Below are 23,976 nucleotides of genomic sequence, written 5' to 3' on the forward strand. Positions count from 1 at the left end.
CGAGGCGACCGGGCGGTGGTTCGACCGCCCGGCGAGTACAGAAGTACGGCTTCGCGTGGTGGTCTATCGCCGTTTCAGTGGTCACGCGGTGCGGGTGCGACGCCGTGCGACCTCCGCGATCCCCGCGTTCGCCGAGCAGTTTGGACAGGCGAGCAGTCGCCCCTCTTTGTCGGCGAACACGCGCGCGAAGTTGTCGGAGACGTGTGACCCGCAATGGTCACAGCTTGGCATGCGTGTTTCCGGCAGCCACCATTTGCCGGTGTCTGTCGTACGTGCGCGACGCATATATGGCTTCCCGCGCACGCGAGAGGAGCTATTAATCCGTTTTGGCAGATTCGTCGCGAGCGTCGGTGTCTCCGCGGGAGTCAGCCCCCTCGCGGGCGTCGCTCACCGCACGCGCGACGAGCCCCGCCTGGGTCCCCGCGACGAACCCGGCGTCGACGTTGACCACCGACAGCACCGTGCAGGACTGGAGCATCCCCGCCAGCGCCGCCGCGCCGTCGCCGCCGTGGCCGTAGCCGGCCGAGACCGGAACGCCGATCACGGGCGTGTCGACGAGGCCGGCGACGACCGTCGGGAGCGCGCCCTCCCGACCCGCGGCGACGACGAGGACGTCCGCCGCGCGGAGCGCGTCGAGGTGGTCGAGGATCCGGCCGAGGTGGGCGACGCCGACGTCTTCGATTCGTTCGACGGTCGCGCCCATCGCTTCGAGAACGGTCGCGGCCTCGCCCGCGACCGCGCGGTCGGCCGTCCCGCCGGTCACGACCGCGGCCGTCGCCGAAAGCGTCGGCTCCTCGTAGTCCGCTCGGCGGGCGACGAGCGTCCGAGCGCGGGGGTCGTACTCGACGTCTACCGTCCCGTCGACGGCGTCGGCTACGGCCTCGGCGTCCGCCTCGGAGACGCGCGTGACGAGCGCCCGCCCCGTCGAGTCGAGCGCGGTCGTCGCCAAGTCAGCAACCTCCGCGGGGGTCTTGCCCTCCGCGAGGATCCCCTCGGGAGCGCCGCGTCGCTGCTCGCGGGCGGCGTCGAACCGGCCGGCCTCGGTCGTGACGTATCCGGCCAGCCGCGCCTCCGCCTCGGTCGGTGAGAGCTCGCCCGCTGCGACCGCTTCGAGCACTTCGCGCATACGCGGTAATCGAGACCGGGCGACACGTACCTGTCGCTTCGGGTCCCCTGCGGCGGCACCGAGCGACGTCGCTCTCGTCCACGCGCGGCCCGGTCGACCGGAGCCGCACCCGCGCGTTCCGGACGACAGGTCGCTCGAAACGGACTGAATCGGCGAAATCGGCGTGACTTTTCTACTGCTACTCCCGAGTATATAAATCATTCCCATAGAAACTGCTACAGACGACGCGCAGGAGCGGAGAGGCCCGCGTTTTGGAAAATCTTTTTATATAGTGCCGATATAGAGGGTGGTGTATGGCAGACCTTATTGTCAAAGCAGCCGTCAAGGAAGCGCTCCAGGACAAGAACGTGGCCTCTGACTTCTACGATGCGCTCGACGAAGAAGTGAACGAACTGCTCGAAGACGCTGCCCGTCGCGCGGAGGAGAACGACCGCAAGACGGTCCAGCCCCGCGACCTGTAAGTCGGTTCACCGACCCAGGCTTTTTATTGGTGCTACGCCGGTCAGCGGCGGCTGTACCGTTCGACAGCGGCGTCTCGGAGACAGCGGCAGCCTCGCTCACTCGCGCCGACGGATGTCGACGCCGTCGTCGGTGCCCACGTAGACCGCGTCGACGAGGTCGACGAACAGTCCGTGTTCGACGACGCCCGGCGTCTCAGACAGCGACGTCGCCAGCGACCGCGGCTCGCCGATCGCGCCGAACTCGCAGTCGAGAACGAGGTTGCCGTTGTCGGTGACGACGGGGCCGTCCTTTCGCTCGGCGCGCCGCAGCGTCGGGTCGCCGCCGAGCGCGACGAGGTCGCGTTCGACCGCGGCGCGGGCTTCCGGCAGGACTTCGATGGGTACCGCCCGCGAGAGCGTCTCGACGGTCTTCGAGGGATCGGCGACGACGACGAAGCGGTCCGCCGCCGCGTCGACGACCTTCTCGCGGGCGTGCGCCGCGCCGCCGCCCTTGATCGCCTGGAAGTCATCGTCCAGTTGGTCCGCGCCGTCGATCGCGAGGTCGACGCCGTCGACCTCGTCGAGCGAGCGGAGCGGGATCTCCGCCTCCCGAGCGAGGGCGCGCGAGTCGAACGACGTCGGGACTCCGCGGACGTCGAGCCCCTCCGCGACCGCGCGGCCGATCGCGCGGATCGCGTGCGCGGCGGTGCTACCGGTCCCGAGGCCGACCACGTCGCCGTCCTCGACGAGGTCGGCGGCGCGTTCGCCCGCGCGTCGCTTCTGGTCGTCGCTCCCGCCGGTCGTCTTCATACGCGTCGTCTCGGCGACGCGGAGCACAAAACTTCCGCTCTGGGTCGACGACCGTCCGACCGCCGCCTCACAGTCGCTCTAACACGGCCTCGGAGTCGTACGAAAGCGTGAGCGAACGCGACCGGCCTCGTCCCTCGATCTCGGCGTAGTCGGCGTCGACGAGGCCCAACCGGTCCAGTTTGTTGACGATCTCGGAGTAGCGCGTGTAGCCGAGGTCCGTCTCCTCGTGGAACGCCTCGTACACCTCGCCGGCCTGCGAGCCGTCGTGCTCTGCGATCACGCGGACGAGTTCGCGCTCTCGATCGGAGAGGCCGCGGAGGCTCCGCGAGAGGTGGACGTACTTGGATTTCTCGTAGGCGGCCTCGACGTCCTCGATGTTGACGGTCCTGCTCGCGCGCATCTCCGCGTGCAGCCCCGCGCGTCGCAGGAGGTCGATGCCGACCCGCAGGTCGCCGCTCTCGGCGGTCAGTTCGGCGACGCGGTCGAGTTCGGGCGCGCCGACGACGCCCTCGTGGAAGCCCCGTCGGACGCGCTCGCGGAGGATGTCTACGATCTCGTCGACGCCGTAGACGGGGAAGAACACCTCCTCGGGCCGGAAGACGCTCTGGACGCGATCGTCGAGTTCGTCGATCACGTCGAGCGAGAGGTCCGAGGAGACGACGACGACCCCGATCTTCGCGCCGGAGTGCGCCTCGTGCGCCCGGAGCAGCGAGTACAGCGTGTCCGACACCTCGTTCTCGTAGAAGAGGTAGTTCACGTCGTCGAGCGCGACCGCGAGCACCTGCTCCTCCTCGACGAGGCGGTCGGTGATCTGCCCGAAGAGCTTCTTGAACGAGATCCCCGACGACGGCGGCTCGTACTCGAAGATGTGCTCGAAGATCCGCGAGAAGACGGCGTAGCGCGTCGAGTCCACCTGGCAGTTCACGCGGACGGTCTGGACGCCGCCTTGGGCACCGAGTTCGCCGAAGAGCTTCTGGACGGCGGTCGTCTTGCCCGTCCCCGGCGGTCCGCGGACCATCGTGTTGAGCGGGCGCGACCCCCGCACCGCGGGCCGGAGCGCGTACTTCAGGCTCTCCAGTTGCGTCTCGCGGTGCTCGAACGTCTCGGGGACGTAGTCGATCTCGAAGACGTGTTCGTCGCGGAAGACCGTCTCGTCCCACGACAGCATCCCCTCGTCGGGGTCGTCCCTCATCGCTTCAATCACGACGAGGAGTCTACTTAACCGTTCCCCAGATCGCGCGTCCGAGCGGGGGAATCCGCTCACTCGGTCACGAGCCGGTAGACGCGGAGAGCGGCGAAGACGCCGACCGCGAGCGCGACGACGCCGACGCCCAGCGCCGCGTACGACGCCGACCCGCGGAGGAACGGGCCGATGCCGCCGACGGCGATCGAGAGAGCGATCGCGGCCAGCGCGAGGTGAAAGAGGACCAGCGTGGCCGTTCCGAGCACGTCCCAGATCGCCTCGCGAGCGGCGCGGTACATCAGGTCGTACGTCGCGTCGTCGACGGCGTTGCCGTCGCGACGGCCACCGTCGGCGGTTAGGTGGTTGACGCCGTCGGCGGGTCCGGTGGTCGATTCGTCGGCGTCGCCGCGGTCTGCGATCGGTTCGTCGGCGTCGGAACTCGCGGAGTAGCGAGACGCGTCGTCGGGGACCATACCGGGCGCTCTGTCGCCCACTGGCAAAAACCCACGAGGTGGTCAGTCGCGGGGCGCGTCCCCCGGATCAGCGGCAGTCAGGCGGTACCACCCTGCCCGTCCGACCGCGGCGGCGACGCCGACGAGCGAGAGCGCGACGAACGCGTAGTGGTATCTGAAGCTGATCCGCAGCGTCGCTTGCGTGAGCGTCGTCCCGCCGAACAAGACGGCCGCCAGCGAGTCGCCGACGCCCGGGACAGACAGCGCTCCCTCGATCCCGACCTGTCCGAGCGTAAAGGAAAGCTGCGTCCACGGCAGGAGGAGGCCGGTGTACGCGTACAGCGCGACGAACGGAACCGAGATGACGGCCCCGACGGCATACCTCGCCTCGTCGACGATGCCGACCAGGAGCGCGATGAACACCGCGCCGAACGCGCCGGCCGCCAACAGGAGCCGGAGCAGTTCCGCCTGCGACGTCGTCGTCGGGACAGCGAGCAGCGCGAGGTCGACGAGCGCGACCGCGGCGACGAGGCCGATCAGGACTAACTTCAGCGTCGAACGTGGTGGGGAAGACTGGCTCATCTGCGGGGATCGTTGACGTCCTGTGCGTTCGTCGGACTATAATTTTCGGACGGGAGAGAGCGGTCAGAACTTCGTCAACAGCCGGTCGTAGAACCCCGATTCGTCTCCGTCGGCCAGCTTTTCGACGATGAGTTCTGGCGTCGAGCGCGCGAGGTGGTCTTTCACCGGCGAGCGGTTCACCACGAGTTCGCCGTCTTCGAGCCCCAGCGCCTCGATGCCGTCGACGGCGACCTCGAAGTCCGCCGCCGCCTCGATCTCCCGCGCCAGGTGCGAGACGAAGACCGCAGTCGCGGCCTGCTCGTCGAGCGCCTCCAGGATCCCCGCGACGATCTTCGCCGACGCGCCGGGTTCGGTGATGCTCTCCAGTTCGTCGACGAGGACGAGCCGGTTGGTCTCGCCGTCCGCCAGCGTTCGGAAGTCCCGCAGCGTGCTCTCGAACGCGCCCGCGTCCAGCGTCCCCTGCGTCTTCGCGTAGTAGTGGAGTTCCGAGAAGCGTTCGAGTTCGACGCGCTCGGCGGGGACGGGCAGCCCCATCTGCGCGAGGACGACGACCAGCGCGACGAGGTCCAGCGTCGACGTCTTCCCGCCGGAGTTGACGCCCGAGAGCAGCGTGACGCCGGAGACTTCGTAGTCGACGGGGTCGACGTCGCCGAACGCGACGTCCAAGAGCGGCGAGCGGCCGCCCTCGATGGCGAATCCGTGCGTCTCTCGGTTGGCACCTTCGTTCTCTGCAGGTCCGTCCCCATCGAGGTCGACGAACGTCGGCAGCGCGCAGTCGAAGTCGTCGGCGAAGCGCGCGACCGCCAGTTCGACGTCGAGTTCGAGGGCGTCGCGGACGAGTCGCTCGACAGGTTCTCGGAGCGCCGAGAGGTCCGACGCGAGTTCGCGCTTCAGCCGGGCCGCGCGGCGGTCCCGACCCGCTTTCAGCTCCGTCCGGAGCCGCGAGATCACCGACTCGTGGTGCTCGATCGGGAACGTGGGATCTTCCGGGAACGCCCGCTCGGCGAAGTCCGCCTCCTCCGGGCGGAGGTCGAGGGCGTCGACGAGGTGCTCGCGGGCGGCGGCGACGGCGTCGGCGTAGTCGTCGTCGAGTTCGCGGTCCAAGAGCGAGTCGACCCGCGCGCCCTGCTCGACGAGCGAGAGGAAGTCCGTGCCCTCGATCGTCACGTCGCGCTCGCGGATGGCGTCGCGCAGCCGGTCGTTGGCGACGGACTCGGCCGTCGAGACGGCGGCGTCGAGGTCGTCGACGGCCGTGACCAGCCGGTCGAGTTCCGCGTCGCCGACGATCGTGCCGTCGTCGTCGAGCCGATCGAGCGCGTCCCGCAGCCCGTCGAGGTCGCAGGACGGGCTCAGTCCCGCTGTCTCGTGGACTTGGGCGGCGGCGAGGATCCGCGACCGGTTCTCCGCGAAGAGGGCGAGGACGCGTTCGGGCACGATCTCGTCGGGGCGTTCCATCGCGTCGGGCCGCACGCGGACGTCGCCCTCGACGTCGACGCCCGCGAACTGCTCGTCGAGCGCGACGACCGTCGAGTACGAGCGGGCGAGTTCGGCCAGCCCGCGGGCGTCCTCGACGACCTCGACGGAGAGTTCGGGGAACGCCTCCTCCGCGGCGGCGAACCGCTCGGCGTCCGCGGTCGCGAGGCAGCGATCGCGGACCCGGCGCGAGGCGGGTGGCGAGAGCGGTTCGACGCCGGAGAGCGCATCGAGCACCGCGGGATCAGGGTCGTGCTCGGTCGCGCGGTCGACGAACTCGCGGACCTCCCGGATCCGCGAGGCCGACCGCGTCGGGTAGAACGTGGCGATTCGCTTCGCGGCGTAGTCGGTGACGGTCCGCTCGCGGAGCAGCCCCAGCGCGTCCTCGTACACCTCTCGCGCGCGGTCGGTCGCCAGAAAGTCCCCGTCGTCGCCGTGTCGGCGGCGGATCGCCCCGCGGGCGACGACCGCCGCGCGGCCCTCCGAGAGCCCGGGCGCGCGCGCCAGCGTGGCGACGTCGCCCTCGTCGAGCGCCCGCTCTGCGTCGTCGAGTTCCGACAGGGCCGCCGCCGTCTTCTCGCCGACCCCCGGGATGGCCTCGAACTGCATTCGGAGTGCTTTCGCTCCCGATCCGACAAAACGTTACGGGTGCGACGGGATCGCGGTGCACCGCGCGGACGTTCCCCCGTGCCGACCCTGAGAGGCGTGTCGGACCTCCCGGCCCGGTGACAACGCGCTTTTGCCGTTGCGCGGGATAGACCGGGTATGGCAACCCAGACGGATCCGGACGCGCTCCCGTCCGACGCCGCGGCGAAGGCCGAGACCGTCCGAGACTCGCTGGCCGACTGCGACGGCGTCCTCGTCGCCTTCTCCGGCGGCGTCGACAGCGCGGTCGTCGCCGCGCTCGCTCGCGACGCCCTCGGCGACGACGCCGTCGCCTGCACGGCCAAGTCCGAGACGCTGCCGGCCGCCGAACTCGACGACGCTCGCCGGGTCGCAGAGGAGATCGGGATCCGCCACGAGATCGTCGAGTTCTCCGAGCTCGACGACCCGAACTTCGTGCAGAACGACGGTGATCGGTGCTATCACTGCCGGACGATGCGCCTCGGCCGGATGTACGAGGCGGCCCACGAACTGGGGATCGAGACGGTCTGCGACGGCACCAACGCCTCCGATCCGGGGGAGGGGCACCGACCGGGACTCCGCGCGGTCGAGGAACTGGAGGTCCGCTCGCCGCTCTTGGCGGCCGGCATCGAGAAGGACGAGGTGCGCACGATCGCCGACGACTACGGGCTGTCGGTCGCCGACAAGCCATCGATGGCGTGTCTCTCCTCGCGCATCCCGACCGGGCTCGAAGTGACCGACGAGCGGCTCACGCGCATCGAGAAGGCCGAGCGCGTGCTCAGAGAGTGGGGCTTCTCGCAGTTCCGCGTCCGGGATCACGACGGCCTCGCGCGGATCGAGATCGCCCCCGACGAACTGGAGGCGGCGCTGAATCACGACTTCGTCGCCGCCGCGCGCGAGCACCTCGCCGACCTCGGCTTCGAGCACGTGACGCTGGATCTCCACGGCTATCAGACCGGGAGCGTCAGTCCGGGCGGAGACGACGAACCGCTCGTCGAAGACGTGTTCGCGGCCGAGTACCCGACGCCCAGCGAGTGATTCCGACTGCTGTAGTCTCTTACTGATCACCGTACCGGGCGTGGTGAACTTCGGCAAACAGTTACAGCCGTCAGTACGAAGCCGCGTCGGCAGCCGGGGGTCGGCGCGGTGTGGTCCCAGTTCCGGCTGTCCGGAGGGGTACGAAGCTGTATCCGACAGTTCAGGCCGCGCGGTCTTCGCGGGACGCGAGCAGGAGGCGGAGCGCCTCGTACGCGAGCACCAGCCCGACCGCGATGCCGCCGGCCAATGCCGGGGAGAGATTCAGTTCAGTGACCCATCGGAGGGCGGCCGGGTCGGGGCTGCCGAGATAGCCCACGACGACGGCGAGTAGCCAAACCGGGCGACGAGCGGCGTCGACGGCGAGGTTGGCCCGAAGCATCCGCCGCGAGCGGCCGTAGCGGCGCAGGAGGAGCGACAGGAGTTCGAACGCTCCCACGATGCCGCCCGCGATGATCAGCGGCGTGTACACCGCGAGGCCGTTGGCCGCGAGCGTCTCGGTGACTACCGCGGGAAGGAGGTCGTAATACCCCGTCGGGGCCGGCAGGGGGCTGAGGAGGTAGCCGACGAGCGCCGCGAGCACCACGGCCTGAGGACGGCGGGCCGCCAGCCCATCGGCGGTGGGTGCCAGCGACCCTCTCCCGGTCCACCGCAGCACGAACAGCGTCCCCTCGAACAGCGCGATCATCGTCGCGCCGATGATGATCGGGGCCATCCCGGTCGGGTCGGGGCTGACGAGGAACGCCAGCCCGAGGAACGTCCCCCAGAAGAGCAGGCGGCGGTCTTCGAGCCAGCGCCGCGTGACGAGGTTCATCATAATCGCCAGCATCACGAAGAGGGGGATCTGGAAGATGATCGCGTTGTAGCCCATCAGGATGAGAATGAGGTTGAACGTCTCCTTGAGGCCGAACGCGACGATCGCCGTCCCGGTCGTGTAGGAGGTGAAGTACGCGAAGATCGCCGGCAGGACGATGAAGTGCGCGAAGGAGATCCCGACGAACGCGAGGACGAGACTCGTCGGCACCGCCGCGAGGTAGTAGCGGCGCTCTTTGGAGTACAGCCCGGGGCGCATGAACAGGTACGTCTCGTAGACGAACGCTGGGAGGCCGACGATGAGTCCACCGAGGGCGGCGACTTTCAACTCCGTCAGGAGGAGTTCGAGCGGGCCGTAGACCCGCGGACGGCGGTCGACCATCTCGGGCGCGCCCGGGATGTGCTTGTTCCAGAGGAAGTCGATGACCTCCGTGGAACTGACGAGATCGAGCCCGAACGCCGAGTTGACGAGGTCGGCACCGGGATACAGGAGGAGCGTGACGATGCCCCCGATCCCGAGCACGACCGCCAGCCGGCGGATCATCTCCTCGATGTGGTCCGCCAGCGGCATCTCCTCGTCGCTCTCGGGGCCGTCCGAGAGGATTCCGGTGTCGTCCTCGTCGGCGACCAGCGGATCCGAACCGGGGCTCTCCGTCGCCGAGGCGTCGACCGCGTCGCCCACGGTCCCCGGCGCACCGCCGTCGGTACCGGCTACAGTCGCCGCGTCGCCCCCTGCGGAGTCGTCGGTCGCGGCCGGTTCACCGGCCTCCGTCGATACGGAATCCGTCGCGTCGTCGTCGGCGTCTGATTCTTCGTCGGCGTCCGATTCCTCGTCGGCGTCCGATTCCTCGTCGGCGTCCGATTCCTCGTCTGCATCCGAGTCGGCTCCTGCGTCTGCCTCCTCGGCTTCGTCGTCACCGTCTGCGATCCCGTCGGCTTCGGCGCTATCTTCGGCTGACGACGGGTCCCCGTCCGCATCCGGCGACGCCGCTGCGTCCGGTTCCGCAGAGTCGTCGTCGGTCTCGGCAGCGGACGCCTCGTCGGTATCCGCCGGCGGGGCGTCCCCGCTGGTGTCCGATGGCGACGCGTCTCCGTCGGTATCGGCGGACGGCGCGTCCGCAGAACCCGCGTCGGACGCGTCAGTCCCGGCGTCGGCGGCTGACTCGTCACTCCCGGACGCCTCGACGTCGTCCCCGTCGGGCGTCGGGTCGGCGTCCTCCGAATCGTCGGCCATTCACCAGAGATTCGCCGCCCGGTTCTTATAGGCCTTTCCGCATCGTCTCGCGCAGGGATCCGCGCGCGCCGGTCGAAAAGATTGATAACTGCGAGTCGGTTCTCTTCGGATATGTCTAGCGCGCTCGACGAGGACACGAGGGCGACACTCGACGCCGGTCGCGAGACCGCCGGAGCGATGCTTCGAGCCGCGCAGAAGGACCTCCAGAAGGTCTTCATCTTCTTTCTGATCGGCTTCCTCGGGACGTTCTACGCGCTCCGACTCTACATCTGGGACTTCCTGAAGCGCGTCACGAGAGCGCAGATGTCCGCGCAGATCAGCGGCGACGTCTCGATCATCGCGCAGACGCCGTTCGACGTGATCCTCCTGCAGGCGAAGATCGGCCTCGTCGTCGGCGTCGTCCTCGCGATCCCGCCGTTCCTGTACTTCTCCCGCGACGCGCTCGTCGAGCGGGGGCTGTGGCCCTCCTCGCCGGTCCCCGTCTGGCAGCTCGCGATCATCCTCCTCGGGATGGCGACGCTCTTCGTCCTCGGCGTCGCCTACGGCTACTTCGTCTTCTTCCCGTTCACGTTCGCGTTCCTCGCGCAGAACGCCATCTCGGCCGGATTCTCGCCGACCTACTCCATCGTCAAGTGGGCGCAGTTCATCTTCCTGCTCACCGCCTCGTTCGGCCTCGCGAGCCAGTTGCCGCTCGTGATGACCGGGCTGTCCTACACCGAGATCGTCCCCTACGAGACGTTCCGCGACAAGTGGCGGCACGCCGCTGTCGGCGTCTTCGCCGTCGGGGCGCTGTTCACGCCGCCGGACCCGTTCACCCAGATTATGTGGGCGATCCCGGTGCTCGCACTCTACGGTGTCAGCCTCTATCTGGCGAAGATCGTCACGACCGCGCGCCGCGGCAGTGAGCGGATGGACGTCGGCGCGAGCGTCCGGGCGCACTGGAACGTCATCGCGGGCGTCGGCGTCGTGGGCGGCCTGTTCGTCTACGCGTTCTTCGAGCGCGGCGGCATCGGATATCTCAACGAAGGGCTGGCCGCCATCGGCAGCGACTACGTCGTGTACGCACCGTCGTCGACGGCGTTACTCGGTGCCTACGTGCTCCTCGCGGGCGTCGCCGCCGCCGTCGTCGCCGTCGGTTACTTCGTCTATCAGGACCTCGACGACCTCGCGATCGTCGAGGCGGGCGTCGGCGACCCGACCGAGATCGACCTCGGTGAACTCGACGCGGCGGGCGTCCGCGCGGCCCCGCCAGAGGTGTTCGAGGCGCTCTCCGAGGACGAGGCGATGGCCGCCGCGGGAGACGCCGTCGACGCCGGCGACAAAGAGAAGGCCCGGGTCATCATCGATCGCTTCGACGCGACCGACGCGAGCGAGAGCGACGCCGAAGACGCGGACGCGGCCGTCGATCCCGAGCCGACCGAGGACGCGGGGAGAGGCGGGTCGATCGGTGACCGCTTCTCGCGCGCCAGCGACACGTTCCTCGGCGAGTTCCGCGACGACGAGGACGGAGACGAGAGCGACGAGAGCGAAGGGGAGGCCGACGAGGGCGGCGACTTCGAGGGGTACTACACCGACGTCGCGTTCATCCTCGACTCGATCACCTCGCGGGCGTTCCGCATCGTCGGGCTGTTCATGCTCGTGCTCGCGGGCACGTTCGGCTGGCTCTACACCGGCGGGATCAAGCGCGTCTACGAGGACTTCCTCAGTCGGCTGCCCGCCCAGGTGACGCCCGACGAGGTGCTCAACGTCGTCGCGCTGCACCCGATGGAAGCGCTCGTCTTCGAGGTGAAGTTCTCGACGATCATCGCCGCCATCGTCACGCTTCCGGTCGTTGCGTACTACGCGTGGCCCGCGCTCCGCGAGCGGAACATCATCAGACAGCGACAGAGCGCGGTCTTCCTGTGGACCGGCGCGCTGGCCGCGGGGCTGATCGGCGGCTTCGTCCTCGGCTACACGACGATCGCGCCGGCCGTCATCTCCTGGCTCGTCAACGACGCCGTGATGGCGAACATGGTGATCGCCTACCGCATCACGAACTTCTTCTGGCTCATCTTCTTCACCACCGCCGGCATCGGCCTCCTCGCCGACGTCCCGATCCTGATGATCCTGCTCAACAGCGCGGGCATCGGCTACCGCACGATGCGCGGTCGCTGGCGCGAGGTGACCGTCGGCATCCTCGCGGTCGCGGCGGTTTTCACCCCCGCGGACGTACTCACGATGTTCCTTGTGACCATCCCCCTGATGGTCGCCTACGGCATCGGCCTCGGCGTCCTCTTCGTGATCACCGCCGGCGGCCGACGCGACCTCGCGCCCGCCCGCGCCGACGTCTGAGGCGGGCGACCCTCGGCGGAAGCCGGTCGGGAAGAGCGAGCCGCGCGCCGCGTGAGGGCGTAACCGGTACATAACTATCCGCCGACGCGGGGCGGTTCCGCCTATGAGCTCCGACGAGTCGTACGCGATCCGGCTGTACGAACCCGGCGACCGGGCGGCGTTTCTGGAACTGTTCGAGGAGGTCTTCGGCGGCGGCAGCGACGCGTGGTTCCGATGGAAGTACTTGGAGAACCCGTACGTCTCACACGTCCCGATGTTCGTGGCCGAGCACGACGGCGACCTCGTCGGCGCGCGACCGTATATGGCGTTCCGACTGCGGGTGGGCGACGAGACGCCGCTCGGGCTACAGACCGGGGACACGATGGTTCACCCCGACCACCAGCGGCGGGGGCTGTTCACGCGGATGACCGAGCGCTCGTTCGAGTACTACGGCGGCCTCGCGGAGGACGTCCTGACGTTCAGCGTGCCGAACGCGCTATCGCGGCCCGGCTATCTGAAGCTGGGCTGTCGCGAGGTGGGACAGCTCACGGCGGCCTACCGCGTGCAAAATCCGGCGGCGCTCGCCGACGGGATCGCGTCCGGAGCGGCCGCCGCGCTGTCGCCGCTCGTCGCCGCCGGGTTGGGAGTCCAGCGGCTCCGACGGTCGGTTCCGGGCGACGTGCGCGTCACCCGCCACGACGACGTCCCGTCGGCGACGCTGGCGTCGCTGTACGAACAGGCGGTTCCGGACGTCGCTCACGCCCGTCGCGACGAGCGGTTCTACGACTGGCGGTTCGACCGGCCCGATTGGGCGTACGAGACGTATCTCGCCCGGGATCGCGGATCGGACGAGCCGGTCGCGGGCGTCGTCCTCGGACGACAGCGACAGGGCGGAACCGACGTCGTGGCGCTGGCGGACGTGGTCCCGCTCGTCGGCGGCGACAGACGGCAGCGCGGCCTGTCGGCGCTTCTCGATCGAATCGTCGACGACGAGCGGGACGCGGACCTGTTGGTCGCCCCGGCGAGCGTGATCCCGAAATCGCTCCTGTACGCCTACGGGTTCCTGCTCGACGATCGGTTGCCGCTGTCGAAGGTGACGACGCCGACGATTCTCATCTCGCGGCGCTTCGACGGCCGCGAGGAGCCGTCGTGGCGACTGAACGGCGTCCGGATCGACGACCCCGAGAGCTGGCGGCTCACGTTCGCCGAGCACAACGGGTTCTGACACTGCCGGACGCACGTTTGTGACTGGGTTCGTCTACTCCGAGGGTACCGACGGCCCCACGTCGTCACGTCCAAAGGGAGGTCCTACGAACGTCCCGAAACCAGCGGCTCCGAGCGGGTGCGTGCCGCGCTCGCGACCTCGGCCATCGTCGCGACGCGGAGGCCGTGGCGCTCGCGTCGGTCCGCGATGTAGCCGAAGATCCGTCGGAGGCGCTCGACGTCGAGATCGGACGTCAGATTGTTCGGGTGGAGCCAGACGTGGAAGATGCCGTCCTCGCGGAGGGCGGCGTCGACGCCTGCGCGCGCTCGGCTGACGATCGGATCGTCCCAGACCCACTCGCAGAGCCGGCGGGCGATCCCCTCGAAGCCGAACAGATACAGCGACGCGGGGACGTTGACGAGACCGAACTCGTCGATATAGGGCCTGACGATGGGCGGCGTGCCCATCTTCCGGAGCGCCTTCGGGCCGAAGGAACCGGTGTCCGGTCGGACGCCGCGGTAGCAAGTGAACCCGAGTTCCGCGAGGACGTCGCGGTGACCGACGCTGTTCCGCGGGAACACGACGGAGGTCATCTCGGCGGAGACGGGCGCGTTCTCCGCGGCTTCAAGCGCCGCAACCAACTCCGCGCGGGCGACCTCGACGCTCGTCGTCCCGTCGCCGAAGAGCACGTGCGAGAAGGTGTGACAACCGATCTCGTGGTCGACGTCGGCCGCCTCGATCTCCTGGATCAACCCGGGCGCGAACCGGAGATCCGGACGGTGCGCCCACTCGGTCCGTTCCCGTTCGAACCACGCCCCGGCGAGCGGATGCCGAGGGTGAGTCCGATCGCAGCCCTCGAGGAACAGATGGCCGACGACCGCCCACGTCGCCGGGATGCGGTAGTGATCGAAGAGGTCGAGAAGCGTTCGCCAGCCGTCGCGACCCGCTTCGAGCCGATCCGGTGGCGGTGTGGGAAGGTCGTAGAACCCCCATCCGAGCTCCGCATCGACCGATATCACTACCGTACCCACGGCCAGTCACCTCCGCCAGCGCGCGCCGGAGAATTCGAGATCGGACAGCTCACAGTGGCCACGGATTATACGAGAGGGGGCTTAGTTATGGAGAGCGCTATGACAGGTCGCTCAGCGTATAAAACCCGTAATCCGCCGAAGCTCCTGTATACGGTCCGAAAGCGCGTCTGAAGCGAGCACGGCGTGAACGCCGTCCATACACAGCCGCGACAGGTCGACCGGCGGAAGGTGAAATCGAACGACTGCAGCGTCGGCGTCGCCGAAACGACGGTCCCCTCGCATCGGTTTCGCGCGGCCGTCTCCCGCGACGAATGGGGCGAAATGAACCAATACAGACACTAAGAGGTCATTGAACGGGCCTCTCGGGAACGACGAGACCGGGTCGGAGACGGGTCTCCACGTGGGCGTCGTGTCGGCGGTGCGGTCCCGGCGCTATCGCTGTCGCAGTCCCGGCCGACTCGTCGCGACCCCAGCGCGTTTCCGCCCCCGTCAGTCCATCCCGAGGATTTCGCGGGCATCGTCGGGTGTCGCGAGGTCACATTCGAGCAGATCGACGATCTTCGCGGTCCGTTCGACCAGTTGGGCGTTGCTTTCGGCCGGTTGACCCCGCCGGTAGTAGAGGTTGTCCTCCATCCCGACCCGGATGTGACCGCCGAGGATCGCCGACAGCGTCGTCAGCGGGAGCTGGTGGGGTCCGGTCGCGAGGAGGTTGAACTCGCTGTTCTCCGGGAGGTTCCGGACGAGGTTCAGCACGTTCTCCGGGGAGGGCATCGTGAACGTGCCGCTGCCGAAGATGAGGTTGATGTAGTACGGCTCCTCCAGCAGTCCGGTCTCGATCAACCGGTACACCTCGTTGAGGTGACCGTTGTTGAACACCTCGAGTTCGGGCTTTATTCCCCTCTCTTTCATCTCGCGGGCGAGCGTCCGGATGTTGTGGCGGTTGTGCTCGGTGATGATGTGATCGCCGCGGTTGAACGGTCCCATATCGAGCGACGCCATATCGGGAGCGGGGTCGGTCCGGATTCCCTCGATCCGCGCCTCCAGCGTGCTCTGGCCGCCCGTCGTGTTCTGGATGATGATGTCGTCGCACCGCTCGCGGATCGCGTCGTTGACCGCCTGCAGCCGACTGGCGTCGTTCTCGCCGTGTTCGTTGCGCCCGTGGACGTGGCAGATCGCGGCCCCGAGATCCTCACAAGCGGCCACGTGTTCGGCGATCTCGTCCGGTTGTTCGGGCAGGTTCGGGTTCACGTTCTTGCCGTGGATGCCGCCCGTCGTCGCCACTGTCAGTATCACTTTCTTGTCGTCGAGGTAGTCCTGGTAGCTCATGATGTCGGATCCGATCGAAGCCGGGATCGTCTGACACGTGGCGGAACGGTCGCTTTGTATTACCCAGGATACCCGCGGTAACGGTCGTTTACCCCGCCCCACAGGCCCGATCGATCGTCGCCGATACGAGCGTGCGATCGGAGAGCCCTCGCTAGCGACTCTCGGAACACAGAGCGCGACGCGGTCACTGCCGCCGATCACGAGGCCGTTCGGAGCGGGTATCGGGGCGCTCAGTCGTCGTCGGCAGCGGCCGCTTCGACGGCCGCTTGAAACACCTCACAGTGATCCTCGTGATCGAAGTCGAACCGATCGTTGCAGATGTCGGCTTTCATCGGCGAGACGAACTCGTCGGTCACCGTGCAGTAGGGCCGCAGGTGGTCGAACTCGTGTTCGTCGTTCTCGGCGCGGTATTCGAGTCGTGGGCACGTCATCAGATACGGGATGACACGAAGCGAGGCCTTTGTAACCCGACTGCTACCGCCTGGTGGGCGTACGATCGCCGCGCGCACACCCGGCGAGCGCCAGCACACGGGGTGTGTCGATGATCGACACGGACGGCTCGAATCCTGCTGGTATATTAACCCGGTATTCCTAGGAGAATATATGCCCAAGATCAGCGTAGAGATCCCCCAAGAGTTACTCGAGGATCTCGACGACCACGTCGGCGACGACGGCAAGTTCGTCAACCGCAGCGACGCGATCCGCGCGTCGATCCGAAAGACGCTGGACGTGCTCGACGAAATCGACTCGCGGCACGGACGGATCGACGATGAGTGAGGCGCGTACGCAGGCCGGCCAGATCGCGCTCGTCGCGCTGTTCGTGACCGCGCTGACGACGGCGCAACTGACGGCGTCGAAGCTTCTGTCGTTCGGGCTCCCCGTCGAACTGCCGGTCACGGGCGCGAACATCATCCTCCCGGGGGCGGCGCTGGCGTACGCGCTGACGTTCTTCGCCTCCGATTGCTACTCTGAACTGTACGGCCGCCGCGCGGCGCAGGTGATGGTCAACGTCGGCTTCGTGATGAACTTCGTGCTGCTCGCGCTCGTCTGGAGCACGATCCTGGCGCCGGCGGCGAACCCCGACGCGGCCAGCCAGTACCGCGCGGTGCTCGCGCCGGGGACGAACATCGTCCTCGGCAGCCTGCTGGCGTACGTCGTCAGCCAGAACTGGGACGTCCTCGTGTTCCACCGCATCCGCGACGCCACCGGCCCGTCGATGCTCTGGCTGCGGAACGTCGCCTCGACGGCGACGAGTCAGGCGATCGACACGGTGCTGTTCGTCGCCGTCGCGTTCTACCTCGCGCCGCAGGTGCTCGGCTTCGGCGAGCCCCTCCCGGTTCCGGTGATCCTCTCGCTGATCGTCGGCCAGTACCTGCTGAAACTGCTGATCGCGCTGGTCGACACGCCGTTCGTCTACGCGGTCGTGGCGTTCTTCGGCGGCTCGAAGATCGACGAGCGCGAGAACGCGTGGGCCGCTGACTGAGCGCCCGCGTAAACTCAGTTCTCGTCGACGACCTCGGCGAACCCGAACTTCGCCTTGACGTCGGTTACGCGAACGCTAACGGAGTCGCCAGTCTCGACGCCGGGGACGAACAGCGTGTAGCCGTCGACCTTGACGACGCCGTCCCCCTCGCTGCCGACGTCGTCGACGACGACGTCGAGTTCGTCGCCCTCGCGAACCGGCGCAGTGATGCGGTGTTTCCCGACCAGATACAGTTCCGAGGAGGAGTCCCTGGAGGCGTCCGGACGGATCGAGCGCACGTACTCGAACTCCGCTTCGACGTCCGCGCGCAGGTCCGCGAGGTCCTGCCCGTCGAACACCTTCGCGGCGAAGTCGCCGCCGGCCGGGAGGAGTTCGAGCGCGACCTCGAAGGCCTGCCGGGCGAGGTGGACCGACCGCGCGTGATCCAGCGAGTACTCGCCGGTCATGTTCGGAGCCATGTCCGAGAGCACCACGTCGGCGCCGTCGTCGCCGATCCGCTCGCGGAGCTTCGCTTTCGTCTCCTCGTCGGTCATATCGCCGCGGATTGTCTCGACGGTGTCGTGTTCGAGGTCGCGGATGCGCTGGAAGTCGACGCCGATAACCGTTCCCTGAGCGCCGACGGCCTCGGCGGCCACTTGGAGCCAGCCGCCGGGGGCAGCGCCGAGGTCGACCACGGTGTTGCCGGGGCCGAACAGGCCCGCCTCCTCGTCGAGCTGCTTCAGCTTGTACGCCGAGCGGGCGCGGTAGTCCTCCTGTTTGGCCTTGTTGTAGTAGTGGTCCTTTCGGGTCATCGTTCACTTACCGAGTTAGTCGCTGTGTTCTGCGGGGAACCGACCGGCGAATTCGCGTTCATATCGGTAGAGACGGGGTTGAGCCGGAAATGGATGCCGGATTCGCGGACGCTTCGAAACACGCAGCGATGGGCGTGACTACGCCCCACGTCGACGAAACCGGGGGTCCGACCGCGGTAGTCCGGTACAATGAAGGGTAGCCGGGTACGAACCGCACACGTGCGCCGGAAGAACAAACTGCTCGTCACGACCGTCGGGATACTCGTCCTCCTGGCGACCCTCGGCGCGACGAGTATGAACGCCTCGGCCGCGTTCGTGTCGCCGACGAAGGTCTCCGAATCTGACGGAGCGTACCAGGGCGAGTGGGTCAACCTCGAAGGCGTCGTCACCGACCTCGAGGTCGACGGAGAGACGATCACCTTCGCGGTGACCGACGAGAACCACACCGTTCCGGTCGTGTACGAAGGGACCGTCCCCGACACCCTCCAAGACGGTCGCGTCGTCGTCGCCAAGGGGCAGTTCGAGGGCGACAGACTGGTCGCGAACAAGCTCTCGGTCCGTGCACACGAGGGCGAGGAACGGCCCGAGAGTACTCGATGACGTCCAAGGGCGAGCGAGCGGAGGCGGCCTCGAACGCGCCGGCTATCGAGGTCGACCGCGTGACGAAGTCCTACGGGCACTTCACCGCCGTCGACGACCTCTCGTTCGCCGTCGAACGCGGTTCGACGGTCGGGCTGTTCGGCCCGAACGGAGCGGGCAAGACGACGCTGCTTCGGATGATGGCCGGGCTCGCGCGACCGACCCGCGGAACGATCGCGGTCGACGGCGTAGAACTGGCCCCGGACGACTACACCACCTACCGGACGGTCGGCGTCGTCACTCACGAGACGATGTTGTACGACGAACTCACCGCCCGGGAGAACCTCCGCGTCCACGCGGATCTCCACGGCGTCGCAGACCCCGAAGCGCGGTGTGCGACGGTGCTCGAAACGGTCGGACTGTCTCACCGCGGGAGCGACCGGCCGGCGGCGTTCTCGCACGGCCTGCGAAAGCGGCTGTCGCTCGCCCGCGCGCTGCTCCACGACCCCGAGGTGCTGTTGCTCGACGAGCCCTACACCGGCCTCGATCAGCGCTCCGTCGCCGACCTCGAATCGATCCTCGACGGGTTCGGCGATCGGACGGTCGTCCTGACGACCCACGACCTCGAACGCGGTGTCGACCGCTGCGACCGAGCGCTTGTCGTCGACCGCGGCCGGCTGGAGGCGGACCTGGCGCTCGACGACGAGACGGCGTTCACCGCGGAGTATCGCCGAACGATCGGCGTCGGTTCCGAGCCCGAACGATCGGGGGAGACGGCGCGATGACCGCCGTCGGGTCGGGGCGATGAGCGGGTTTCTCCGAGCGGTCTACCGGGTGTTCAGGAAGGACCTCCGGATCGAACGGCGGACGAAGCAGGTGACGACGACCGTCGCCGTCTTCGCGCTGCTCGTCGTGCTCGCGTTCGCGTTCAGTTTCGTCCAGACGCTACAGCGGTCGGCGCTGCTCGGCCGCGGCGCGCTGTGGATCGCCTTCGTCTTCGCCGGGACGTTCGGCGTCACGAAGACGGTCGAACTCGAAGATCGAAACGGGGCGCTGGACGGCCTGCTGGTCGCCCCGGTCGACCGCTCCGCGATCTATCTGGGGAAGGTACTCAGTACGACGGTGTTCGTATTCGCGGTGAGTCTCGTGACGCTGGGGTCGACCGCGGTCTTTCTCGGCTACAGCCCGTCGGTCTCGACGGCGGTCTCGATCGCGGCCGTGCTCTTGGTCAGCGCCGTCGGGTTCGCCGCCATCGGCGTCGTCGTCTCGATTCTGACGTTCCGGTCGGGACTGGACGAACTCGCGCTGCCGGTCCTTCTCGTCCCGCTCGTCGTGCCGCTGCTGCTCGCCGGGGTCGAACTCACCGCGGCGCTCGAGAGCGGCGCGCCGCTCGGCGGTTGGCTCCGACTCCTCGGCCTCTACACCGGAATCGTGCTCCTCGCCGGCGTGGCGACGTTCGAGTACGTCGTCGAGACGTGAGGCCGGTCCCGAGGCCACCAGGTCTGCCCGCGCTCACTCCGCGTCCGCCGGCGGTCCCGCGGCGTCGCCCTCCTGCAGCAGGAGGAAGATCCCGAAGAAGATCGGCGAGAGCAGTCCGAGCGCGAGAAGCGCGACGAACGTCGCGTTCTCGAAGGAGATCGGCGTCCCCGAGCCGCCGGATTCGTCGCCCGATCCGCCACCGGACTCGCCGCCCGACCCGCCGCTTCCGCCCTCTCCGCCGGCTTCCAGAAGCGGCTGCTCGACCTGGCTGGAGTCGAGGCCGCCGCTGCCGCCGACGACGACGGCCCCGAGCATACCGAGCGACCGGTGCGGGTCGCAGTAGTACTTGTACGTCCCCTCGCTCTGGAAGGTGTGCTCGAACGTCTCGCCGGGCGCGCTGTAGAGGTCGCTCTCGAAGCTTCCGTCCTCGGCGACGACGTTGTGGCTGTTCCCCTCGCCGGTCCACTCCCAGACGACGGTCGTGCCGGGGTCGACCCGGATCGCCGCGGGGCCGAACCCGTAGTACCCGCCGTTGGCCTCGGAGCCGACCGCGACGGTCACCTCCGATTGGCCGGTGTAGTCGTAAGTCCCCTCGTAGTTGGAGACGCCGTCGAACCAGCCGCCGTAATCCGGTTCGGATTGGGCGGCCGCAGAGTCGCTGGCGAGGGCTATCGTCGCTGCCGCGCCGAGTCCGGTCGCGGTTCGGCGCAGAAACGCGCGTCGGTCGGTCGAATCGTCGAGTTGCGCTGACATTGTGTATCGGTCGTGAGTCGTCTGTGGGCTCGGTCTTACGCCTGTACGTCTTCGAGTTGTCGTTCGAGGCGGGCCATCCGGCGCTGGAGGTACGTCACGTATCCGAAGAACGCGACGAAGAGCGCGGAGTAGCCGGCCAGCAGTAGTGGTTCCATCGTTATCGCCTCCGTGAGAGCCGTGCTCTGCGAACCTTCTGTTCGAGTTCGTGGATGCGGATCCGGATGCCGACGAGGTACAGATAGAGGAACGTCGCCGCGATCAGCGTCACCACGAGCGTCAGCGGATCGATGTTCGCGCTGACGCCGCTGTTTCCGATCGTGGTCTCGTGGAACGTCGGCGTCCAGAGCCGCGTCGACGCGTACGACAGGGGGACGGTCACGAACCCGACGACGCCGTAAACGGCCGCGTACCGGTCACCCGCCTGGGCGTCGGTCGCGGCGTACACGACGAGGTATCCGGCGTAGATGAACCAGACGATCAGGAACGTCACCAGCCTGACGTCGGTCCACTCCCACCAGGAGTTCCAGATGACGCGCCCCCACGCGCTGCCCAGCAGCAGCGTCAGCGTCGCGAACAGGAAGCCAAGTTCGCCGGAGCTGTGGGCCAGTCGGCTCCAGAACGGCCCCCGGTAGCGCAGGTACAGCGCGCTGCCGACGAACGTCGATCCGAGTGCCGCGGCCGCGACCCACGCGAGCGAGATGTGCCAGTACGCGAGCAGGTTCGCGCCGTGTTCGATCCCGTACATCGTGTCCGAAGCGACGCCGAAGATCAACACCATCGAGAGCAGTCCGAAGCCGAACGCCCCCCACGCGACGAACCGACTGCCCGTCACGCGGTGGAGCACCGCGGTCACCCTCGCGAGAATCCGGGCGAACCGAACGTCGTTGCTTCTGCTCCCGCGAGCGCGAGCGTCCCCGTCGTCAGTCGATGAGCTGCCGTTCATACTGTTAGATCCACGTCGTTACCGATGCGAGTGCAAGCTTGTCGAGCCCGAAGAGCACGGCGATTCCGAGCGCGACGAGCGCGTAGCCGGTCACCGTCCGGAACAGTTCGGGCGATCCCCCGCTCGTGACCGAGTCGAGCAGCCGACTGCTGCCGGCCTGGCCGAGGTAGGCGACGCCCAGGAGCGGGATCGAAAAGCCGGCCCCGTACGTCGCCAACAGCCGCGCGCTGCCGACGACGTCCGAGGTCGTCCCGACGTACGCCAAGACGCCGCCGAGGACGGGGCCGACGCAAGGGAGCCAGATGACGCCTAGAAGCAACCCCACCGCGAACGCGTTTCCCAGCGGGTGGGCGTCCTCGTCGACGCGGCCGGTGAGCCGCGTCGCCCGGCCGGCGAGGCGAGAGGCGTACCGCGAGTAGATCTCGTTGAGGTCGTCGTCGGCCATCACGGCCCCGAACGCCAACATCAGGATGGCGAATGGCGCGCGGACGGAATCGGGCGTCACGGAGCCGACCATCCCGGTCAAGACCCCGAGAGCCGTGAACGTCACCGTGCTCCCGACGACGATTGCGACCGGCCGAAGCCGGTGCCCGTTCGCGCCGACGACGAGGACGGGGATCATCGGGAGACAGCACGGGGTCAGGATCGTCAAAACCCCCGCGAGAAACACGGTGGCGGCGGTCGGGTCGGTTATCATTCGATGCTGGTCGTTGTGGGTTCGTTAGCTCGCCGTCTGTCCGGACTGCTCTGCCGCCAAGGCGGTCGTGACCGCGTCCTGAGCGGTCACCGACGACTGGTTCGCGGCGTCGTCGCTCGTCGAGTTGTCGACGTTCTCGTAGGTCCGGATCCACGTCGTCTCCCAGGAGCCGTCGACGGACTCGTTCCGGAGCGGCTGGTCGTACCGCTCGACGTTGTCGGGGATCACGCTCTCGTTGATCTCCGAGTCGTCGATCGGGATGTCCGCGAGCATGAGCTTCTTCGTCATCGGGTTCATATCGTACCCGAGGCGCTGCTGCGTGCGGTTGTAGTAGACCGCCTCGTCGGGCGCGCCCGCGGCGGCCCAGTCCTTGGGCTGTCGCGGCAGGTGCGGCCGCTTGTGGGCGTTCATGAACCCGGCGACGTCCTGGACGTCCTCCCAGTCGGAGAACGTGTGCGCCGCGCCGTACGGCATCGCCTCGCGGGTGAAGCCGGCGGACGTGTAGACGCGACCCATTCCGGCCCCGTCGTTGTACGAACCTTCACCCCAAAGCGGCGGGTACTGTCCCTCGGCGCCCTGTCCGTCTGCACCGTGACAGGACGCGCAGTTCTCGAGGTACAACTCGGCCCCGCGGACCGGGTTGATCTCCGAGACGGGAACCTTCTCGTCACCCTCCGGCTTCTCGATGTGTCGCCAGTAGGGGACGGTCTCGCTCGGCGTGCCCTTGTTCAGCCAGACCATGTACGACTCCATCGCCTGGATCTCGCGGCTGTCGTAGGCGGGGACGCCCTCCTCGGAGCCCGGCGCGTTCATACTCCGGAGGAAGCACCCCATAATCCGCTGACGCATGTCCCGCATCCGCTGGGTGCGGCCGGTCCACTCGGGGTAGCCCGCCGCGGTCCCGACGAGCGGGATCATGTCGATGTCCTGCCCGACCATTCCGGTCGTCGTGGGGAGGTCGCCTCCGCCGTGGCAGTTCGCACACGAGAGGTCGTTCCCGACGTGCTCGGGCATCTCGTTGGACGTGTTCGCGAATATCGCGCGCCCCTCACGGATGAGCTCCGCGCGGTTCTCGTTCTCCGGGAGCGTCGAGTTGTTCATCTCCTTGGGGACGAAGTTGACCTCCTCGCCCGCGGTCGCGTTCTTGTACTCGAACCCCTGCTCGCGCAGGTCTTCGCTGTACCACTTGCTGCCGTTCCAGGTGCCAGGGAGTTCGCGGACCTCGCCACCGCCGGCGCTGGCTGCCGGCGCGTCCCCCGGGCCGCCGAGGAACGCGACCGCGCCGTTGATGGCGAACACGACGACGATCGCCGCGAACACCGTCCCGAAGACGAGCAGGACGGGCTTGAGCAAGAGCGTCGAGTCGCCCTGACTCATGTATCTGCCCACCTGGCAGTTAGATAGTCTGTCATTTCTCGTATCCCTCTACGGAGTCGTGTTTGCGAATCGAAATAGACGGACAATAAAGTTTACCCTCGACACGACTGTGAAGGGTGAATCCGGAATTTCGATAGACAGATCTCGTAATGTCGTGAGCAGTAGATCCACGACTGCACTCGACCGTCGGGACGACGACGGTAGATTTTACTATCGCAGTCTAATAGCCGA

Annotated in this window: 26 protein-coding genes; 9 read left to right on the forward strand and 17 right to left on the reverse strand. The window is 67.9% G+C overall.

Going from position 1 to position 23,976, the window contains the following annotated elements; genetic code table 11:
- Positions 1-81 precede the first annotated feature (81 nt).
- Together ACP99_RS21620 and larB are read right to left on the reverse strand one after the other, a co-directional pair.
- On the reverse strand, positions 82-231 hold the full coding sequence (locus ACP99_RS21620) for a DUF7563 family protein (RefSeq protein WP_449271591.1): 150 nt from the start codon (positions 229-231) through the stop codon (positions 82-84).
- 85 nt (positions 232-316) lie between these two features.
- Positions 317-1,126, reverse strand: coding sequence for a nickel pincer cofactor biosynthesis protein LarB (gene larB / locus ACP99_RS11330; RefSeq protein ID WP_049986708.1), 810 nt, complete (start codon positions 1,124-1,126; stop codon positions 317-319).
- A 293-nt stretch (positions 1,127-1,419) separates the two neighbouring features.
- Between larB and ACP99_RS11335 the strand changes: the two genes are divergently transcribed.
- Complete coding sequence (locus ACP99_RS11335; RefSeq protein ID WP_049986709.1) at positions 1,420-1,587, forward strand: DUF1931 family protein; 168 nt, start codon at positions 1,420-1,422, stop codon at positions 1,585-1,587.
- A 96-nt stretch (positions 1,588-1,683) separates the two neighbouring features.
- Here the strand turns inward: ACP99_RS11335 and rpiA are convergent, their stop codons facing one another.
- The 5 genes from rpiA to ACP99_RS11360 form a co-directional block, all read right to left on the reverse strand.
- On the reverse strand, positions 1,684-2,376 hold the full coding sequence (gene rpiA, locus ACP99_RS11340; RefSeq protein ID WP_049986741.1) for a ribose-5-phosphate isomerase RpiA: 693 nt from the start codon (positions 2,374-2,376) through the stop codon (positions 1,684-1,686).
- Between the two features lie 67 nt (positions 2,377-2,443).
- On the reverse strand, positions 2,444-3,568 hold the full coding sequence (locus ACP99_RS11345; protein WP_049986710.1) for an ORC1-type DNA replication protein: 1,125 nt from the start codon (positions 3,566-3,568) through the stop codon (positions 2,444-2,446).
- Between the two features lie 68 nt (positions 3,569-3,636).
- A complete protein-coding gene (locus ACP99_RS11350) occupies positions 3,637-4,032 on the reverse strand; it encodes a hypothetical protein (protein WP_049986711.1) in 396 nt (131 codons plus the stop codon).
- Between the two features lie 42 nt (positions 4,033-4,074).
- Positions 4,075-4,593, reverse strand: coding sequence for a cytochrome b N-terminal domain-containing protein (locus ACP99_RS11355; protein ID WP_049986712.1), 519 nt, complete (start codon positions 4,591-4,593; stop codon positions 4,075-4,077).
- A gap of 63 nt (positions 4,594-4,656) precedes the next feature.
- Entirely contained in the window at positions 4,657-6,675 is a 2,019-nt protein-coding gene (locus tag ACP99_RS11360) for a MutS-related protein (protein ID WP_049986713.1), read from the reverse strand.
- A 156-nt stretch (positions 6,676-6,831) separates the two neighbouring features.
- On the opposite strand from ACP99_RS11360, the gene larE reads away from it, so the two are divergent.
- Entirely contained in the window at positions 6,832-7,728 is an 897-nt protein-coding gene (larE, locus tag ACP99_RS11365) for an ATP-dependent sacrificial sulfur transferase LarE (protein ID WP_049986714.1), read from the forward strand.
- A 160-nt stretch (positions 7,729-7,888) separates the two neighbouring features.
- On the opposite strand, the gene ACP99_RS11370 is transcribed toward larE, so the two are convergent.
- Positions 7,889-9,772 carry a twin-arginine translocase subunit TatC gene (locus ACP99_RS11370; protein WP_081927435.1) on the reverse strand — a complete coding sequence of 628 codons (1,884 nt, stop codon included), beginning with the start codon at positions 9,770-9,772 and terminating at the stop codon, positions 7,889-7,891.
- Between the two features lie 111 nt (positions 9,773-9,883).
- On the opposite strand from ACP99_RS11370, the gene tatC reads away from it, so the two are divergent.
- Both tatC and ACP99_RS11380 read left to right on the forward strand, forming a co-directional pair.
- Entirely contained in the window at positions 9,884-12,103 is a 2,220-nt protein-coding gene (gene tatC / locus ACP99_RS11375; protein ID WP_049986715.1) for a twin-arginine translocase subunit TatC, read from the forward strand.
- A gap of 103 nt (positions 12,104-12,206) precedes the next feature.
- Positions 12,207-13,307, forward strand: a complete 1,101-nt coding sequence (locus ACP99_RS11380) for a GNAT family N-acetyltransferase (RefSeq protein ID WP_049986716.1) — start codon at positions 12,207-12,209, stop codon at positions 13,305-13,307.
- 83 nt (positions 13,308-13,390) lie between these two features.
- Here the strand turns inward: ACP99_RS11380 and ACP99_RS11385 are convergent, their stop codons facing one another.
- The 3 genes from ACP99_RS11385 to ACP99_RS11395 form a co-directional block, all read right to left on the reverse strand.
- The gene (locus ACP99_RS11385; protein ID WP_049986717.1) at positions 13,391-14,317 is read right to left on the reverse strand and encodes a polysaccharide deacetylase family protein; all 927 of its coding nucleotides are present in this window, start codon (positions 14,315-14,317) and stop codon (positions 13,391-13,393) included.
- A gap of 489 nt (positions 14,318-14,806) precedes the next feature.
- Positions 14,807-15,643 carry a BKACE family enzyme gene (locus ACP99_RS11390; protein ID WP_049986718.1) on the reverse strand — a complete coding sequence of 279 codons (837 nt, stop codon included), beginning with the start codon at positions 15,641-15,643 and terminating at the stop codon, positions 14,807-14,809.
- Between the two features lie 230 nt (positions 15,644-15,873).
- On the reverse strand, positions 15,874-16,074 hold the full coding sequence (locus ACP99_RS11395; protein WP_049986719.1) for a hypothetical protein: 201 nt from the start codon (positions 16,072-16,074) through the stop codon (positions 15,874-15,876).
- 172 nt (positions 16,075-16,246) lie between these two features.
- Between ACP99_RS11395 and ACP99_RS11400 the strand changes: the two genes are divergently transcribed.
- Both ACP99_RS11400 and ACP99_RS11405 read left to right on the forward strand, forming a co-directional pair.
- Entirely contained in the window at positions 16,247-16,420 is a 174-nt protein-coding gene (locus ACP99_RS11400) for a ribbon-helix-helix domain-containing protein (RefSeq protein ID WP_049986720.1), read from the forward strand.
- Positions 16,413-17,126: a queuosine precursor transporter gene (locus ACP99_RS11405; protein ID WP_049986721.1), complete on the forward strand. Its 714-nt coding sequence runs from the start codon at positions 16,413-16,415 to the stop codon at positions 17,124-17,126. Before ACP99_RS11400 ends, ACP99_RS11405 begins: the two co-directional genes overlap by 8 nt.
- Positions 17,127-17,140: 14 nt before the next feature.
- Here ACP99_RS11405 and ACP99_RS11410 read toward each other — a convergent pair whose 3' ends face one another.
- A complete protein-coding gene (locus ACP99_RS11410; protein WP_049986722.1) occupies positions 17,141-17,917 on the reverse strand; it encodes a 23S rRNA (uridine(2552)-2'-O)-methyltransferase in 777 nt (258 codons plus the stop codon).
- Between the two features lie 219 nt (positions 17,918-18,136).
- Between ACP99_RS11410 and ACP99_RS11415 the strand changes: the two genes are divergently transcribed.
- Genes ACP99_RS11415 through ACP99_RS11425 form a run of 3 tightly spaced genes read left to right on the forward strand, consistent with a single transcriptional unit; the run spans position 18,137 to position 19,975 of the window.
- Positions 18,137-18,517 carry a cytochrome c maturation protein CcmE domain-containing protein gene (locus ACP99_RS11415; protein ID WP_049986723.1) on the forward strand — a complete coding sequence of 127 codons (381 nt, stop codon included), beginning with the start codon at positions 18,137-18,139 and terminating at the stop codon, positions 18,515-18,517.
- Positions 18,514-19,281: an ABC transporter ATP-binding protein gene (locus tag ACP99_RS11420; protein WP_049986724.1), complete on the forward strand. Its 768-nt coding sequence runs from the start codon at positions 18,514-18,516 to the stop codon at positions 19,279-19,281. The genes ACP99_RS11415 and ACP99_RS11420 overlap by 4 nt, the downstream gene beginning before the upstream one ends.
- Positions 19,282-19,300: 19 nt before the next feature.
- The gene (locus ACP99_RS11425; protein ID WP_049986725.1) at positions 19,301-19,975 is read left to right on the forward strand and encodes a heme exporter protein CcmB; all 675 of its coding nucleotides are present in this window, start codon (positions 19,301-19,303) and stop codon (positions 19,973-19,975) included.
- 33 nt (positions 19,976-20,008) lie between these two features.
- Here the strand turns inward: ACP99_RS11425 and ACP99_RS11430 are convergent, their stop codons facing one another.
- The 5 genes from ACP99_RS11430 to ACP99_RS11445 are packed head-to-tail and all read right to left on the reverse strand — an operon-like array spanning position 20,009 to position 23,745.
- The gene (locus ACP99_RS11430) at positions 20,009-20,728 is read right to left on the reverse strand and encodes a halocyanin domain-containing protein (protein WP_049986726.1); all 720 of its coding nucleotides are present in this window, start codon (positions 20,726-20,728) and stop codon (positions 20,009-20,011) included.
- A 35-nt stretch (positions 20,729-20,763) separates the two neighbouring features.
- Positions 20,764-20,883, reverse strand: coding sequence for a CcmD family protein (locus ACP99_RS19270; RefSeq protein WP_081927436.1), 120 nt, complete (start codon positions 20,881-20,883; stop codon positions 20,764-20,766).
- A gap of 2 nt (positions 20,884-20,885) precedes the next feature.
- Positions 20,886-21,671: a cytochrome c biogenesis protein CcsA gene (ccsA, locus tag ACP99_RS11435; RefSeq protein ID WP_197052439.1), complete on the reverse strand. Its 786-nt coding sequence runs from the start codon at positions 21,669-21,671 to the stop codon at positions 20,886-20,888.
- Positions 21,672-21,675: 4 nt separating this feature from the next.
- Entirely contained in the window at positions 21,676-22,368 is a 693-nt protein-coding gene (locus ACP99_RS11440; protein WP_049986727.1) for a cytochrome c biogenesis CcdA family protein, read from the reverse strand.
- A gap of 24 nt (positions 22,369-22,392) precedes the next feature.
- A complete protein-coding gene (locus tag ACP99_RS11445) occupies positions 22,393-23,745 on the reverse strand; it encodes a c-type cytochrome (RefSeq protein ID WP_081927441.1) in 1,353 nt (450 codons plus the stop codon).
- Between the last annotated feature and the right edge of the window lie 231 nt (positions 23,746-23,976).

This window comes from Halobellus rufus (genome assembly GCF_000739575.1).
Taxonomy (GTDB): domain Archaea; phylum Halobacteriota; class Halobacteria; order Halobacteriales; family Haloferacaceae; genus Haloquadratum; species Haloquadratum rufum.

Excerpts from the sequence above, each read along its gene's own strand:
- ACP99_RS21620 (WP_449271591.1), bottom strand. The coding sequence starts at position 231 with ATGCCAAGCTGTGACCATTGCGGGTCACACGTCTCCGACAACTTCGCG.
- larB (WP_049986708.1), bottom strand. The coding sequence starts at position 1,126 with ATGCGCGAAGTGCTCGAAGCGGTCGCAGCGGGCGAGCTCTCACCGACC.
- ACP99_RS11335 (WP_049986709.1), top strand. The coding sequence starts at position 1,420 with ATGGCAGACCTTATTGTCAAAGCAGCCGTCAAGGAAGCGCTCCAGGAC.
- rpiA (WP_049986741.1), bottom strand. The coding sequence starts at position 2,376 with ATGAAGACGACCGGCGGGAGCGACGACCAGAAGCGACGCGCGGGCGAA.
- ACP99_RS11345 (WP_049986710.1), bottom strand. The coding sequence starts at position 3,568 with ATGAGGGACGACCCCGACGAGGGGATGCTGTCGTGGGACGAGACGGTC.
- ACP99_RS11350 (WP_049986711.1), bottom strand. The coding sequence starts at position 4,032 with ATGGTCCCCGACGACGCGTCTCGCTACTCCGCGAGTTCCGACGCCGAC.
- ACP99_RS11355 (WP_049986712.1), bottom strand. The coding sequence starts at position 4,593 with ATGAGCCAGTCTTCCCCACCACGTTCGACGCTGAAGTTAGTCCTGATC.
- ACP99_RS11360 (WP_049986713.1), bottom strand. The coding sequence starts at position 6,675 with ATGCAGTTCGAGGCCATCCCGGGGGTCGGCGAGAAGACGGCGGCGGCC.
- larE (WP_049986714.1), top strand. The coding sequence starts at position 6,832 with ATGGCAACCCAGACGGATCCGGACGCGCTCCCGTCCGACGCCGCGGCG.
- ACP99_RS11370 (WP_081927435.1), bottom strand. The coding sequence starts at position 9,772 with ATGGCCGACGATTCGGAGGACGCCGACCCGACGCCCGACGGGGACGAC.
- tatC (WP_049986715.1), top strand. The coding sequence starts at position 9,884 with ATGTCTAGCGCGCTCGACGAGGACACGAGGGCGACACTCGACGCCGGT.
- ACP99_RS11380 (WP_049986716.1), top strand. The coding sequence starts at position 12,207 with ATGAGCTCCGACGAGTCGTACGCGATCCGGCTGTACGAACCCGGCGAC.
- ACP99_RS11390 (WP_049986718.1), bottom strand. The coding sequence starts at position 15,643 with ATGAGCTACCAGGACTACCTCGACGACAAGAAAGTGATACTGACAGTG.
- ACP99_RS11395 (WP_049986719.1), bottom strand. The coding sequence starts at position 16,074 with ATGACGTGCCCACGACTCGAATACCGCGCCGAGAACGACGAACACGAG.
- ACP99_RS11400 (WP_049986720.1), top strand. The coding sequence starts at position 16,247 with ATGCCCAAGATCAGCGTAGAGATCCCCCAAGAGTTACTCGAGGATCTC.
- ACP99_RS11405 (WP_049986721.1), top strand. The coding sequence starts at position 16,413 with ATGAGTGAGGCGCGTACGCAGGCCGGCCAGATCGCGCTCGTCGCGCTG.
- ACP99_RS11410 (WP_049986722.1), bottom strand. The coding sequence starts at position 17,917 with ATGACCCGAAAGGACCACTACTACAACAAGGCCAAACAGGAGGACTAC.
- ACP99_RS11420 (WP_049986724.1), top strand. The coding sequence starts at position 18,514 with ATGACGTCCAAGGGCGAGCGAGCGGAGGCGGCCTCGAACGCGCCGGCT.
- ACP99_RS11425 (WP_049986725.1), top strand. The coding sequence starts at position 19,301 with ATGAGCGGGTTTCTCCGAGCGGTCTACCGGGTGTTCAGGAAGGACCTC.
- ACP99_RS11430 (WP_049986726.1), bottom strand. The coding sequence starts at position 20,728 with ATGTCAGCGCAACTCGACGATTCGACCGACCGACGCGCGTTTCTGCGC.
- ACP99_RS19270 (WP_081927436.1), bottom strand. The coding sequence starts at position 20,883 with ATGGAACCACTACTGCTGGCCGGCTACTCCGCGCTCTTCGTCGCGTTC.
- ccsA (WP_197052439.1), bottom strand. The coding sequence starts at position 21,671 with ATGAACGGCAGCTCATCGACTGACGACGGGGACGCTCGCGCTCGCGGG.
- ACP99_RS11440 (WP_049986727.1), bottom strand. The coding sequence starts at position 22,368 with ATGATAACCGACCCGACCGCCGCCACCGTGTTTCTCGCGGGGGTTTTG.
- ACP99_RS11445 (WP_081927441.1), bottom strand. The coding sequence starts at position 23,745 with ATGAGTCAGGGCGACTCGACGCTCTTGCTCAAGCCCGTCCTGCTCGTC.